Source organism: Leptospira yasudae, from assembly GCF_003545925.1.
Lineage (GTDB): Bacteria > Spirochaetota > Leptospiria > Leptospirales > Leptospiraceae > Leptospira > Leptospira yasudae.
The window spans coordinates 179,104-192,584 of record NZ_QHCU01000002.1; the positions used below are offsets into that span (position 1 = coordinate 179,104).

Annotated in this window: 16 protein-coding genes and 3 tRNA genes; 6 read left to right on the forward strand and 13 right to left on the reverse strand. The window is 42.6% G+C overall.

What is annotated here, in order from left to right; genetic code table 11:
* Positions 1 to 20: 20 nt before the first annotated feature.
* Positions 21 to 230, forward strand: a complete 210-nt coding sequence (locus DLM76_RS05970; protein WP_118954446.1) for a hypothetical protein — start codon at positions 21 to 23, stop codon at positions 228 to 230.
* A gap of 88 nt (positions 231 to 318) precedes the next feature.
* On the opposite strand, the gene DLM76_RS05975 is transcribed toward DLM76_RS05970, so the two are convergent.
* The 3 genes from DLM76_RS05975 to DLM76_RS05985 form a co-directional block, all read right to left on the reverse strand.
* Positions 319 to 687: a VOC family protein gene (locus DLM76_RS05975; RefSeq protein ID WP_118954445.1), complete on the reverse strand. Its 369-nt coding sequence runs from the start codon at positions 685 to 687 to the stop codon at positions 319 to 321.
* Positions 688 to 797: 110 nt separating this feature from the next.
* Positions 798 to 1,886 (reverse strand): hypothetical protein, encoded by a 1,089-nt coding sequence (locus DLM76_RS05980; RefSeq protein WP_118964667.1) that lies wholly within the window; start codon positions 1,884 to 1,886, stop codon positions 798 to 800.
* Positions 1,883 to 3,526 carry an NAD(P)-binding protein gene (locus DLM76_RS05985; protein WP_118964668.1) on the reverse strand — a complete coding sequence of 548 codons (1,644 nt, stop codon included), beginning with the start codon at positions 3,524 to 3,526 and terminating at the stop codon, positions 1,883 to 1,885. The genes DLM76_RS05980 and DLM76_RS05985 overlap by 4 nt, the downstream gene beginning before the upstream one ends.
* Positions 3,527 to 3,620: 94 nt before the next feature.
* On the opposite strand from DLM76_RS05985, the gene DLM76_RS05990 reads away from it, so the two are divergent.
* A complete protein-coding gene (locus DLM76_RS05990) occupies positions 3,621 to 4,370 on the forward strand; it encodes an HAD family hydrolase (RefSeq protein ID WP_118964669.1) in 750 nt (249 codons plus the stop codon).
* Here DLM76_RS05990 and DLM76_RS05995 read toward each other — a convergent pair.
* The gene (locus DLM76_RS05995; protein WP_118964670.1) at positions 4,359 to 5,210 is read right to left on the reverse strand and encodes a class I SAM-dependent methyltransferase; all 852 of its coding nucleotides are present in this window, start codon (positions 5,208 to 5,210) and stop codon (positions 4,359 to 4,361) included. The genes DLM76_RS05990 and DLM76_RS05995 overlap by 12 nt on opposite strands.
* Positions 5,211 to 5,357: 147 nt before the next feature.
* Here DLM76_RS05995 and dapF point away from each other — a divergent pair, with 147 nt between their 5' ends.
* Complete coding sequence (gene dapF / locus DLM76_RS06000; protein ID WP_118964944.1) at positions 5,358 to 6,203, forward strand: diaminopimelate epimerase; 846 nt, start codon at positions 5,358 to 5,360, stop codon at positions 6,201 to 6,203.
* A 51-nt stretch (positions 6,204 to 6,254) separates the two neighbouring features.
* On the opposite strand, the gene DLM76_RS06005 is transcribed toward dapF, so the two are convergent.
* Complete coding sequence (locus DLM76_RS06005) at positions 6,255 to 6,959, reverse strand: lysophospholipid acyltransferase family protein (protein WP_118954440.1); 705 nt, start codon at positions 6,957 to 6,959, stop codon at positions 6,255 to 6,257.
* A gap of 39 nt (positions 6,960 to 6,998) precedes the next feature.
* Positions 6,999 to 7,289: a hypothetical protein gene (locus tag DLM76_RS06010; protein ID WP_118964671.1), complete on the reverse strand. Its 291-nt coding sequence runs from the start codon at positions 7,287 to 7,289 to the stop codon at positions 6,999 to 7,001.
* A gap of 545 nt (positions 7,290 to 7,834) precedes the next feature.
* Here DLM76_RS06010 and DLM76_RS06020 point away from each other — a divergent pair.
* Positions 7,835 to 8,182 carry a slr1659 superfamily regulator gene (locus DLM76_RS06020; RefSeq protein WP_118954438.1) on the forward strand — a complete coding sequence of 116 codons (348 nt, stop codon included), beginning with the start codon at positions 7,835 to 7,837 and terminating at the stop codon, positions 8,180 to 8,182.
* A 14-nt stretch (positions 8,183 to 8,196) separates the two neighbouring features.
* On the opposite strand, the gene DLM76_RS06025 is transcribed toward DLM76_RS06020, so the two are convergent.
* Entirely contained in the window at positions 8,197 to 8,778 is a 582-nt protein-coding gene (locus DLM76_RS06025; RefSeq protein ID WP_118954437.1) for a slr1658 superfamily regulator, read from the reverse strand.
* Between the two features lie 109 nt (positions 8,779 to 8,887).
* Positions 8,888 to 9,391 (reverse strand): WbuC family cupin fold metalloprotein, encoded by a 504-nt coding sequence (locus tag DLM76_RS06030; protein WP_174714639.1) that lies wholly within the window; start codon positions 9,389 to 9,391, stop codon positions 8,888 to 8,890.
* 655 nt (positions 9,392 to 10,046) lie between these two features.
* Between DLM76_RS06030 and DLM76_RS06040 the strand changes: the two genes are divergently transcribed.
* Positions 10,047 to 10,745: a hypothetical protein gene (locus DLM76_RS06040; RefSeq protein ID WP_147455780.1), complete on the forward strand. Its 699-nt coding sequence runs from the start codon at positions 10,047 to 10,049 to the stop codon at positions 10,743 to 10,745.
* A 220-nt stretch (positions 10,746 to 10,965) separates the two neighbouring features.
* On the opposite strand, the gene DLM76_RS06045 is transcribed toward DLM76_RS06040, so the two are convergent.
* The 5 genes from DLM76_RS06045 to DLM76_RS06065 all read right to left on the reverse strand — a co-directional run bounded on the left by DLM76_RS06045 (position 10,966) and on the right by DLM76_RS06065 (position 12,083).
* Positions 10,966 to 11,042, reverse strand: a tRNA-Arg gene (locus tag DLM76_RS06045).
* A 5-nt stretch (positions 11,043 to 11,047) separates the two neighbouring features.
* On the reverse strand, positions 11,048 to 11,458 hold the full coding sequence (locus tag DLM76_RS06050; RefSeq protein WP_118964673.1) for a hypothetical protein: 411 nt from the start codon (positions 11,456 to 11,458) through the stop codon (positions 11,048 to 11,050).
* Complete coding sequence (locus DLM76_RS06055) at positions 11,412 to 11,858, reverse strand: hypothetical protein (protein WP_118954432.1); 447 nt, start codon at positions 11,856 to 11,858, stop codon at positions 11,412 to 11,414. Before DLM76_RS06055 ends, DLM76_RS06050 begins: the two co-directional genes overlap by 47 nt.
* Positions 11,859 to 11,901: 43 nt before the next feature.
* A tRNA-Ser gene (locus DLM76_RS06060) sits at positions 11,902 to 11,988 on the reverse strand.
* 11 nt (positions 11,989 to 11,999) lie between these two features.
* A tRNA-Ser gene (locus tag DLM76_RS06065) sits at positions 12,000 to 12,083 on the reverse strand.
* Positions 12,084 to 12,184: 101 nt separating this feature from the next.
* Here DLM76_RS06065 and DLM76_RS06070 point away from each other — a divergent pair.
* Positions 12,185 to 13,450, forward strand: a complete 1,266-nt coding sequence (locus tag DLM76_RS06070; RefSeq protein WP_118964674.1) for a class I SAM-dependent RNA methyltransferase — start codon at positions 12,185 to 12,187, stop codon at positions 13,448 to 13,450.
* Positions 13,451 to 13,481 lie beyond the last annotated feature (31 nt).

Sequence of the window (13,481 nt, forward strand, 5' to 3'; positions counted from 1 at the left end):
GTTCGACTAGGAGTTGTATCATGAAGGTAGTTTCCTCCGTTCAGCTTGGGCTTCCGGAAAAAGGAGTCAAAGATACAAGAAAAATCCCAAAAGAAGAGGGGATGATTCACGTCGAGCCTTATGAAAATAAACAGGCTAACGTTTCGGACAAAAGAGCCTTTGCAGTTGAGGCCGGTCAAAACGGGGATTTCTACAAGGTTAAGGGTACATTTATCGATAAGGTAGGCTGAATCGGAGGAGAATGATTCAGAACTTTAAAGAATAAAAAAGCCTCTCAAAGAGAGGCTTTTTTGTGTACGGAGATTGTTTCGGTTAAAATCAATCTTTATAACTGATTTCTAAAACGTTTCCTGCTGGATCTAGGAAGTGTAAGAATTCTCCGCCGCTATTGGTTTCCGGTCCGCGAACGATGGAGATTTTATTCTCTTCGAGTTCCGCGATTGCTTCGGTAAAATCATCCACATCCAAAACAAAACTTAGCACCGGAATTTTGTTTTCGCCGAGGGAATTTTTGAAACCGGAAATTTTCTGAAGTCTGATATTGATCGAATCGAGTCCCATAACGACGTATTCGCCGGACTTTTCATCCACCGATTCGAAATCGAATATATCAGAATAAAACTTGGCAGAGGCTTCCGGGTTCTCCGCAGGTATTAAGAAATAGTCGATTCCTTCAACGATAATCATGGATCAATTCCTGTTTAACTTTTTCGTCATTATGGAAGGAAAACCTGGATTGTCTATTTAAAAACGAAAACCCATTCCGAATGTGTTGGAAATTCAAAACAAGGCGTCTATCAGCTCTTGTCCGGAATCTCAAAAAAGTGAAACAATCTCGGATTGGGCTTTCCGATCTTCCAAAGATACGCATCCAAAACGTAATGGGTAAATTGAGGTAGAAAAAGTAAGGAAACTAAAAGCGCCGAAACGATTTCGGGAAGCTCGAAAGAATAGAAACTCGAATTCTTAAAAATCTGAGAATGGTCTTTCCATATAAAACTGTCCCAAGTCCATTCCTCGACGAACGCAAATACGAACAGAACGCACACAAAACATACAAGAATCTTAATCCAATGCCCCGTTCTGAAAATTTCCAATTTGATTTCGGAAGGATTCCGCGCCGTGTAATAGAAAAGTAAGAATAAATACGGAACTCCGTGATTGATTACGTTCGTAACCGTAAAAGAAAAGTCGGAATTGAAATCAACGATCCCGAAATACCATACGATCCATGTGTTCAAAACAAGAAGAATCTTCCCGGATGGAAACGAACGTTCCTTTATAAAAAGAAATCCATGGACGAGAAGATAAATACAGAGCCAAACAAACTGAAACCAAAGCAAAGCATCCGCGACGTTCGGCAGAGGATAGATCAGAAAGTCTCCGTCCATAAACCAGGAGAATTCCCGCTTTTGATCCGTTAGGTGCCAGTATACGATCGGAATTCCGCCCATTAAATAGATCGTACCCTTATCGATCCAAAACGGGATTTGTTTCGAATCCGTTTTTTTCCGATAAAGAGCCATGAACCCGAACTGCTGCCGTATAAAGTGGAAGACCGCGATATAACTCATCACTCTCCAAAACCAAATCATTCCGAACGAATACAGAAACACGGAAAACAAAAAACATACGATCGGAACCGTTATCAGAAGAGTTTTCTTTTCCTTCCATTCTTCTTCGTTGAAATAGGAGCGAAACAAAGTCGAATAAACATGGGCCACGTCGATCAATAGAACCGTGCAAAACCAAATCCACGGATCGACTTCGGAAGGAAGAATATTCCAGATTTTGAATATGAATAAGAGTGCGACCGACGCGATTCCCGGAAGAAGAATAAACGCGAGGTCTAAAGACGGTTTAAAAATCCATCCTCTCGGATTCACAGCTTTTGTTCTCCGAGAACTTTATGGGCGGCATCGTGTCCTCTGACGAGAGCTTCTTCAAAGATGGAAATTCCGCTCAGATCCGAATGTGCAAAGTGAAGATTTGAATACGAGATGGAAAGTTTTTCCCTTCTTCCGCCCCAGATCAAGCCCGGAACCGGACGAATCATTGCGTGTGCATAAGTCATGATATCGATGTTTTGAATTCTCTTTTCGATATCCGGGTGCGCTTTTTTTAAATCGAAGAGAATCGATTCTTTCCAATCGGACCAAGAGGTCCGCATCATTTTTTTTCGGGTCGCGAGCGTGTCCGCGGCTCCGAAGGCCTGGTAATACGTTAAAACGGATTCTTCCCTTCCCGCGCGTAAATCTTGATGCGTGGATACTATGTATCCTAAAGAAGGACTTTGATAGATGACGTTGTCCCAACACGGAGGAATTCCTTTTCCCGTTGGAATTTTGTCTACGCTTAGATTGGCGACCAGCCAAGGGGAATACGTAAGTCCTTCGGCGATGCCCGTTTTCTCTCCGAGAATATATTTTCGTGTGAAGGAAGGCAGCGCATACACGATCGAATCGCAAAGGAGAAGTTTTTGTTCCCCGCTTACGGGTGAATATGTCTGAACCGCCAAATTCGCTTCTTTCGAAAAGTTCGGTATCACCTTTTCAACCAGAGTTTCGGTTTGAATCTTCGATCGAATCGGAGCTCGTAACTTCTCCGTTAAAAACCCGTTCCCTTCCGGCCAGGTTAGAAGCGTAAGATCTTCTCCGTTTGCGTCTACGGGTCGGGAACAAAAATAATGCAGACCGATCCATGCCGAAACCGTTTCCATCGAACCGCCGAAATCATCTCGAACGGAATAATCCAGAAACCAGAACAATTCTTTCGTTTGAAATCCTTGTTCCTTGATATATTCAAAAAAATGAATCGTATCCAACTTAAGGATTTCGGGATCTCGCGATGAAAGATCGATCGGAATCGAAAACGCCTTTTTTCCGTCTCTTCCGATTTTGGATCTCCAGCCTTGAATGAACTTTTTGAATTTCCTCTCTTCGTTGGCGGCGGATGAGTCGGGAGAACCGCTTGGAAAAAGACCTTCGTTCCATCTTCCTTGATGGAAAATTCTTTCTTCCGGATCGAAACAAAGATATCGCTCGTTATAGATCGGTTTTCCTTGTTTGTCTTTGCCGATCATAATTCGATTCTCTTCCAAGAATTTTCGGACAAGAACCGCTTCCTCTCCGGGTTGAGGAAGATAATGCGCGCCCCAAGGATAAGATCCGATTCGATTCGTTCCCGATCTTGAGTTTCCTCCGCTTTCGTTTTCCAACTCGAGAATTTTGAAATCGTTAAAGCCCGCTTTGTGAAGATAATAACCCGCGCTGAGCCCGGCGATTCCTCCGCCTAAAATCAACACCTTCGTTTTTTCGGAAGTTGCGAGATGGATGTTCGAAGAAGGGACGGCATCCTTGTTGTTTCGAATTCGATGCGCGACATTTCCGTTCGGACCCACGATCGTTCCCATGATTCTATGTCTGAATTTTAGGAACCAAGCTCCGCCCGCGAGCGCGGAAATACAAAGACCCAAAACGGTGAGAAAGGATTTTCTAGAAATGGATTTGGAATCTTCTTCTTGCATCGTTGTTGAGAAGAATGAAGGGAATTGGAATTCGTGCAAGGAAAAATGGAGTAAAAGAATTGCGTTTGAAATCGGAAAGATTCTTTTGCAAGGAATGGCTCTTTTTCTGGACTTCGATAATACGTTTTTGGATTCGATCGGAATCTACGAAGATACGATAAAACGACTTATGCGAAACGCAAAAGAATACGGATTCTCCTCGGTAAAAGAATTTTCCGAGTTTTACGAAGCCGCCAGAAAAGAAGCGAAAGTCGAACTCAAAGATTCTCCCTCCAATCGTCTTCGTTTGATTTATTTCAAAAAAATGTCTCTGTCCAAACACGGAACCCTGGATCCGAAATGGATTCTTCGGATGGAAAAGGATTACTTCAAATTCTTTCAAGAAGGGATTCAAGTCCGTAAGAAGAGATTCCAAAAGGAATACAAGGAAACCTTCGTTCTTCTCGAAACGATTGCGGAAAAACACAAACTTCTTTTTTGCACGAACGAAAATCTCAGAACGCAATTGATCAAGTTCGGCCTTTTGTTTCCGAAAACGTTTCCGTACGCGATTTTGAGTTCGGAAGAAGTCGGAAAAGAAAAACCCTCCGAAGAATTTTTCACGATGGCATATCGCCTTGTGTTCGGAGAAAAGGCCGCCGCGATGATCGGAGATTCCTTAAAGGACGATGTGCAAGGAGCGCTCCGTTACGGAATTCCCGCGATTCGAGTTCAGTCCGTGTTTTCTAAGACGAAACCGTTTATCGAAGAGAAAACGACCGTATTCACCGTCGATGGAAACGAGCGGGAATCTTCTTACCGCGAAGCGAGCGATCTCAGAACCGCGCTGAAGTTATTTCTTTAAAACCGCGAATAAGGTGTTATTCAAATTCAAAGTTTTGAATGTGAATAACCAAAGAATCTTGGTCGCATAATAATACACTTTCTTAAAAAGAGATCCTAGATTTCCGCCCTGACTTCCCGAAACCGAAGCGATCGGTTTTAAAATCGTGAATTTACAATCCACGAATCCGGTTTGTTTTGCGAGCATCTTCATCGTTTTTTCGGTGTAGTCGTTGATATGATCTTTCGCTTCGAGGTAATGTCCGTCCGGTTTCATTCCTTTGAGCATAACTTTCAATTTCGCTTTAAAAAGTTGAACGGGAAAGTTCGGAGTCTGTAAAAAAAGAATTCCGCCCGGTTTTAAAAGAGAATGCAAATATTCTAATAAACTATGAGGTTTGGGAATATGTTCGATCACGTCCCAAAGAGTGATGATGTCCAGAGATCCTTTTGCGATTCCGGAGTTTTGAACGATTCCGGGAAAAACGTTTTTCAACCCGTTTTTCGTTCTCGCAAATTGAACCGCTTTTTCGGAAATTTCATAACCGGTCGCTTCCCAACCCGGTTTTTGATCTCCGATTCGTTTCACAAAAAATCCGAGTCCGCAACCCACGTCTAAAATTTTACCGGAAGGCGCGGTTAAGAATTCTCCGATAAAGTCCTGATAAATTTCCCTGTGAGCGTTGTCCCACCAACCGAGATCATACGAAGAATCATCGTCCCAATATCCTTCGTAGTGTTCTTCCTGTTCATACGTCGAAAAGACGTGGCCGCAATTGGAACAGCGGACGATATCGATTCCATTCTCCACAAAAACCGTGGAATGTTGCGTGCTTGAACAGAGATAACAGGTTTGATTCAAAAAAGCCCCCAGGCGAGTCGCCGGATTTTCAATGTCTCCGGGTGAAGCCGGAAAAGCCAGAAAAAAGTACGCTGCGTTTTCCCGTTTTTGAATTTCCCCCGGAACAGTCTAAGAAAAGATAGAATTCAATTTATCTTAGGAGTTCCCGTGGCCTCGCTCAAATTCACAAAAATGGAAGGGATCGGAAACGATTACGTTTATATCGATTCCACTCAAACCGACATTCGCCTTACGCCGGAACAAATTCAAAAAATATCCGATCGCAATTTCGGAATCGGAAGCGACGGGGTGATTTTCATCCGTAATTCTAAACAAGGCGATTTTATGATGGATATGTACAACTCGGACGGCAGCTCTTCCGAGATGTGCGGAAACGGAATCCGCTGCGTTGCAAAATACATCTACGATCACGGTTTAACGAATTCTAAAAATCCTAAGATCGAAACAGGAGCGGGAATCTTAGAAGTCGATCTAAAAGTCGGATCAGGAAACAAGGTGGATCTTGTCAGCGTCGATATGGGGAAACCGATCTTGGTTCCTTCTAAGGTGCCTGTGATCTGGAAGAACGAAGATACGATCATCGATCAGGTTTTGGAAGTCGCAGGCAGGAGTTTGAAATTTACCGCCGTTAGTATGGGGAATCCTCACTGCGTGATCTTTGTCGACGACAGCGATCAGTTTCCCGTAAGAGAAATCGGATCTTTGATCGAACATCATTCCATTTTTCCAAAACGAGTCAACGTGGAATTCGTAAGCCTACGCGGTAAGGATCATCTTTATCAAAGAACCTGGGAAAGAGGGGCGGGAGAAACACTCGCTTGCGGAACCGGAGCTTGCGCCGTGATGGTCGCCGGAAATCTAACCGGAAGATCCGGGAAAGACGTTCGGATCGATCTAAGGGGCGGAACTCTGAGAATTCAATGGCAGGAATCCGGAAGCGTTTTAATGACCGGACCTGCGAGAGAGATTTTTTCGGGAGAGATCGAGGTATAAAGTAGAAACGGTAATATCGAAGTTTAGAAACTTCTAAACTTCGAATGTTTCTTAAGCGACTTCGGTTTTCTGAAGATTTTCCATTCTAACTCGAACTTCATCCGAAAGTTTTTTCAGATTGTCTTCGAGCTTCCCTTCCAAATACGGTCTGTGATCGATTTTAGGTCCGTAAAGAACGCGGACCTTTTTGTAGATCGATCTGCGTTTGATATCGCAGACTTCTTTCGGCATTCCCATAAAAGAACGAACTAAGGAAGGAATCGGAATATCGGAATAACTTTCTTCGATCGGGACGATCACGGAAGGAAGAATATCGACTTTGTTCCGAATCGAGAAGGCCGCAAATCCTTCGTGAAATTTCACCATCGGACCGGAGAAATCGTTTTTGACCATGTAGTCGTGGCCTTCCGGAAAAATTCCTAGAACGCCTTCCCTTTTAAAAACCTGCTGCACCATCTTGATGCTCGCCATGGAAATCTTTCCGTCGATCGCCATCGGAATTCCCCCGGCTAACTTGGCTAAGTCCTTAAAAATCGGGATTCGAAACGTATAATCGGCCGCGATCCAGGAAATATATCTCGGGAAAGTGTAGGAAAGAATGAACGGATCCATATCGGATCTATGATTGCTAACAAGGATTAGCTTGCCTTCCTGGGTGATGTGCTCCGTTCCATACGCGTTGATGTTTACGGCAAAACCCAAGAAAGGAGCCACAAACTGTTTCAGTCTGAGATATGTTTGAGCTTCCTTTTCCATGATCTACTCCCTCGAATCGTTGCGACGAGGCCGGCTATTTTACTCCCCCGTAAAAATAGACCACCATTTCTTTTTTTCTTCCGGAGAATTTGCGTTTCTCGAATCGGAAGAAGAATCGGAATCGTAAGATCTTTCTCTACCGAGGTCCTGCGGACGCGACGGATCTCTTCTCTTTTTAACATTCTGCGGAACGGAGCGTCTTAATTCTTCCAATTCTCTTTGAGCGGAAGCGCTGGACTTAATATAATTTCGTATATCTGCCCATTCGGGATCGTGTTCGTTCCCGTAGACGGCGTAATTCATAAGATCAATCGAATCAAACTCAGGCATAGAGCTTCTTTCCAGGTATATTTATATGAATGGGTAAAATTCCCACAATCTCATATAGTCTTCTCAGGGGAGCGATGTTGCAAGAGTTTTCATATCGCAAGTTCTAAAAAATGCGGTTTGCGCGTTGAACGCCGAAGATACGGACCGAAAAAACGGAAAAGAATTTAGTCCCCGAATTTTCTTTTTTTATTCTCCGCTTCTGAAGATCGACTCCTCTAAATCCGAAAGTACTAATGATGGAGAATAGAGAGCCTGATTTCGGGAAACGACATAATCTTAGAAATGCGGAAGTAAAACAAAATGAAAGTCTAAAAAAGAATGAAAAAGGAAGAATCCTTCCGTTTCCGAAAAGAGTGATTTGGAATACGGAAAAGATAAGAAAACTTTGTGAAAAGCTGTTCTTTCAGTGAAGGCTTGCGCGGTGGAAAGATCCTGAAAGATTTGTCTTTTTTTTAAAAATATAAGAAATGCCTTCCTACTTTTTCAAGAGTTGGGATATGATCTTGTTAAAAGGATAACGTTCTTTTTTAGGCGCAGTGGTTAGAATGGAAATTTCAAAAGAAGATTATTCCGTTGAAACGGAAAAAAATCGCGGAAGAATCAGAATCTCCGGAACGCTTCGTCTCCTCAATGTCGAAGAATACGACCCCATCATTAGTCAAATCGAGACCATGCTCGACGATTCCGGTCGAGGAAAAGCGGTGATCGATATTAAGAATTTGGACTTTTTAAACAGCGCCGGGATCGCGAGTTTATCCCGATTCGTGGCCGCTTACGATAAGAAGAATATCAACAATGTCGAGATCAAAGGAAATAAGGATCGATATTGGCAGATTAAATTTTTGGAAAATCTTAAAAAGCTTAGATCGGAAATCAAAACAAGCCTTGAGTAACGGATAATTCCGTTTCAAGCATTGATGGATTTCAATCTGGTTCTTTCAACTTCGTTTAAGTCGAGATAAGCGCGGACGATGACTTCGTAGGTTCCGTACGAAATTTCGCTGATCAAAAAACCGAGTCGTACCGGAAAGTCTTTCGAAAGAAGTAAAAGGCCGATTCCGGAATTCGGCTCGTTTCCTTCCCCGTCTTTCAACTTGTTGAGATAGAGTTCGTCCGAGTTTCGGCTGATCAATGCGGAGATGGATTTTTCGAGTTTATTTTTGGAAGCTTCGTCTGTGGAGTTTTTAATTTCTATCTTTATGATTTCGGAATAATACTTCAGATCTAAAAAAATTTCCCCCTTCCGATCTTTGGAAAATTTCGCAGCGTTTTCGATGAGTTCGTTTAACACGATCGAAATGGTATTGGAAGAATCCGGATCCAGCGTTTCCTGAAAAGAGCAGTAGTTGGAAACGTAATCCGCAGTGAGAGAACAACGTTTCCATTGGACGCGTAAATCCATTGGCCGAAGTCGGAGCGTAAATTCGCTTTCGCTGGGAAGAGAATCCGGTATCAGATTGTAATGGCCGTATTTTACAGGATAACTCATAACGTTTCTTCGGACCTGTTAAATCCGACGACAAGGATTTCAAAAATAGAAACTTTGATCCTTATACGGGAAAGTAAAAAATCCGTTTCCTATAAAAAACGGAGTCGCTTTAAAAAAGGCTTCTTAGTTTTTCCAGATATTCCAATCGATCTGAATCCGATTCCGACGGCGCCCAGGGCGCAAAACCCTTGTCAGTCGTGGGATCGTACGGCCCTGATTTTCCTTCAAAGCAGATCGCGGTCTCGGAAAGACAAACGAGAGTGTGGTAAACTCCGGGCGCGATATCGATGCCGTATACAGGGCCTTCGGAACTTAAAAGATGCGTTTCTTGAATCGAACCGTCTTCGTTAAACAGAACGAAGCCGAGACTTCCTTTTAGAACCAAAAACGTTTCCGGTTTCGGCGGACTTTTATGCCTATGCGCTTGGATGTAGGTGTCCTTTGTGAGGACGTTTAGAAATCTTTGGTATACTTCTGAAAGTTCGTGAAAGTTGTGATTGGCTCTCTTTCGAGGGGAGGTATTTGCCTTTTGCAGTACCTCCGAGAAAAGGGAAACTGTAAGAAGTTGTTTAAGCGGTTTGGAGGAGTTCGAGTCTGGATTCACAGTACTCAATAAGATACGACTTACACGCCGTGCAAGTATTTCCTGCGTCGACCCTTTCCATTATTTCTTGATAGCTTACGCCTTCCGATTTCGCGGTTTCTACGATCGTCTCGAAGGCTACTTGCGCACAGTGGCATTTATCCATTTTGAAATCCAACTCTTCTCTATCAGTTTTCCCTTACAATGGAAATGAGACTCAGTCTTAGTGTCAATTCGTACACTGCAATTTTAGAAATAATTTCGGTAAAAATCGAAAAATTGGGATTTTGAGCGGGTTTCAAAAAGTGACATAATTTTAAAGACTGGAGATGGCTCTTACCCTAAACGAAAGTTCCCTTTTGAAAATCACTTTCAGAATTTTGCAGCTGCAATTTGCATTCGCCCATTTCGCTTTGAATGTATTCCAACGGAAAAGAATTTTAGATAAGAGGTGGTTCATAAACAGTAAGAGTCCTTGTATATTTTTATATTTGCTGTCTGTAAAAGCGAATATCTTTCATATTACGAATGAACGAACATGATTTTTCTTTAACAAAATTATCACGTTCATTCGTAAATTCATCAAAGGTAAAAATTTTTAATGATATCTAAGTCTCTCATTAGTATTCTCGGCGTCGGTTTTCTTTTAATGCAATGCTCGTCCGCTTCAGACGTGGTTTTGAAAATGCCTGGAATTCAAGCTTCACAAGCGACATTGAATGCTTCACCCATCAACGAAAAATTAGGAAAGAAAATGGCGTTTGATGCAAAGTCTAAAGATAACGCATCCGGATTTTATAACGAAAGCGACGCAGAATCTTTCAATCGCTCTCTCCAAAAAACAATCGTAGAAAATCAGCTGTTCTTACTTCCCGTACGAGACGAAAAAGGGAATATTCAGCCAGGTGCATATCATACTTTGGAACTTGTCGTATTAAATCACTTGTTAGCTTTCGATGCCGATACTTGCGCAGGCGTAACCGAGATCGCTTACTCTTTGAATGATCAGAATAACAAGAACCTTTTGACGGATCGTTTTAGTGTTTATACGAACGGTTCTAACTTAGGTAAAGTTAAAAGCAACCTTCACAAGGGAATTATCAACAAAGTTTTAAAAGATTCTCTCTCCACTCTGAATAAAACCCCTCTTTCCAAAGAGACAAATTATGAGGAAGCTCTTTATTTTCCGACCATCCAAGAATCAATTCAAAGAATGCCGATTACCGTAAATATGAGTGAATGTGGTCGTTGGACACAAACTCCAAACGGAATGGTGTGCAGTGCTTATAACAATTTTACTGAAACTAACATTGACTGGAAAAAATTTGTAGTAACGAACTTTTCGAACTTACCGGCTTGGGTAAATAATAAGAAGAAAAAATAAACATCCTTTTCTTTGCATGCGACTGAACTTCATCTTCTTTGTCGACTTATCCCGGATGAAGTTCAGTTTTAGCTTGCGTACCGTTCTTTTCCATCAATTCGTTTAAAAACAGGCCGGGAGGCCGTAAGATTTTTCCTAAGAATCCAACAGTACGGATATTTCTTCCGAAGGGGAGAGTGATATTATTTATAGACGGATTCAGGAAAATTTTAAAGAAAATTGGCGCGCCCAGAAGGAGTCGAACCTCCGACCTTCTGATCCGTAGTCAGACGCTCTATCCAGCTGAGCTATGGGCGCGGGTATCAATGGATATAGGATTCTAATCGAGAAAGGTGTTCCTCAGGAATCCTGAGTGCAATCTTTTTTCCAGTGGCGTAATTGTATAGCAGTAATCCTGAAATCCCTAGATAAATCAAAATCCCCGCAAGATGAACCAAGTGACCCAACCAAGGTCCGGCAACCGGAATCCAGGAAACAAAAACGCTTCCTAAAAGAAATCCGAGGAAATACAAAAAGTTGAGAAAGGACAATCCGGAATATTTTCGAACGACGGAATTCTCCCAATAAAAAGTAAACCCGATCAGCCAAGTTCCGAAAAGCGGTAAAGAAACCAGATAAACTAAAAACTGTTCGGATCTTAAAAATCGATTCGTTGTTTCGGGAAGACTACGGAGAACCGGTTCGTATTTTTTTAAATATTCTTTGAATTTCATTTTCCATCTCCGGGAAAAAAGGCAGGGTATATTCTTTTTCTTGAAATGCGTTCCAGGCTCCGAGCGCGCTGTAGCCTAAGAATGCAATCCAAGAAACATAACTGATAAAATCGGTCACGATCGGATTGACTCGAATCAAAGAAAGAATCCAACTCACGATCGGAAATTCTCTCAAAAACCAAACCACCGAAGAAATCGCGATAAAACCGACGTTGAGTTTCAACGCTTGTATGATATGAAACGAAGCGAACTTCTGCGTCTTACGAAAGATCCAAATGAACAGCCAGCCGAAAAAAGGAACGTAAGAGATCGCGGCGATCAAGCCGGGAAATTCTTCGCTCTTTAAGATTCTCAGTGTTTCCTGGATAAATTCCTGGGTTTTGAACCGCTCAGAGGACATAGAGGTGAGAATTCCGGGTATTGAGTAAAATGAAAGCAAAATCCGGAGACGCAGGGATTCGAACCCTGGGTACAGTTACCCGTACGACAGTTTAGCAAACTGCTCCTTTCGGCCACTCAGGCACGTCTCCAAAGGTTGTCGCGGAGAAGGTAGGATTCGAACCCACGGTGGGATTACCACGACGGTTTTCAAGACCGCTGCTTTAGACCACTCAGCCACTTCTCCTGACGGAATTACTTTACCGCGAGAAAACCCCCCTGTGTCAAGGTGAATTGTTCTTTGCGTTCCCGGATCTTCGGATTTCCTGGAAGACGTTGTCGAACGAGATGAAAACCGACTCTGAGGGACATAAAGATCGCCCTAAAAAACCTACTTCGAACATTCCGCCGGGTCCGATTTTACTTAGGCCGCGTTCTTGGGTGAACTTGGGTTATTCGATCGCCAATTCGGAAGAAGGAACTTTCTTTTTAAAGAACGCGATTCCAGGAGAAGAAGTTCAAACGACAATTTTAAAACGATCCGGTTCCCTGTATTGGGGAGTCGCATCTCGAATTTCCGATCCGTCTTCGGAAAGAATCGAATCCGATTGCGCTTCGTTTCCTCGATGCGGTGGTTGTTCCTATCGTCATGTTACCTACGGAAAGGAACTCGAAATCAAAACGTTTCTTTTGCGGGAAACTTTAGAACGCGCTTTTTCCAAAAATCATATTCAAATTCCTGAAATCGAAATTCTCAGCGCGGAGCCGAACGGATACAGAAACACGACTCAGATTCAATTAGGTTTTATCGGTTCCAAAAGAATCGCCGGATTTTACGAAGAATTCTCCCATTCGATCGTTGAACTTCCCGAAGACGGTTGTAAAAATCTTCCGAACGAAATGAATGCCGCTTTGTCCGAATTTCTCAAAAAAGAAAGAAGCGGATCGACTCCTCCTTCCAAATCGAAATTGTTTTCGCTTCGATTGGAAGGAAACAAGGTAGTTCCATATCAAAAAGAATCCGTACGGTTACGGGAAACGGTTCGCGTTCCCGAATCTCGTGAAATCGTCTGGAACATACCGGCAGGCGGATTCTCGCAGGTGAATCGATATTTAATCGCACCTTGGCTGGAAAAAATTTTCTCCTTAACTCCAGATCAGCAAACCGGAATATTAGAATTATATTGTGGATCCGGATTGATTTCGATCGCTTTAAACGCCAAGGCGAAACGGTGGACCGGTTATGAACTTTCTTCCGCGTCCGTAAAACAAGCACGGGAGAATGCAAAGCAAAACGGTATTTCTTCCTTTACGTTCGAAGTTTTGAATTTGGAAACGGATCGGATCGAGTCGAAGGAAGCTTTGAATTCTCCCTTTTGGATCATGAATCCGCCGAGGGCCGGGTTGTCCAAAAAAGTTTCACAGGCGCTGATCGAAAACAAACCGAAAGGATTTTTATATTCCAGCTGCAACCATACGACTTTGGCAAGGGATCTTTCTTTGATGTTAAACGAAGACTATCGGCTAACGGATGTGATTCTTGTCGACTTCTTTCCCCGAACAAAACATTTTGAAGTGATCGCAAAGGCGGAACGAAGAGATGTTTCGGTTTAAAAAATTACGAACTTCTTTTTCGAAAATTTAT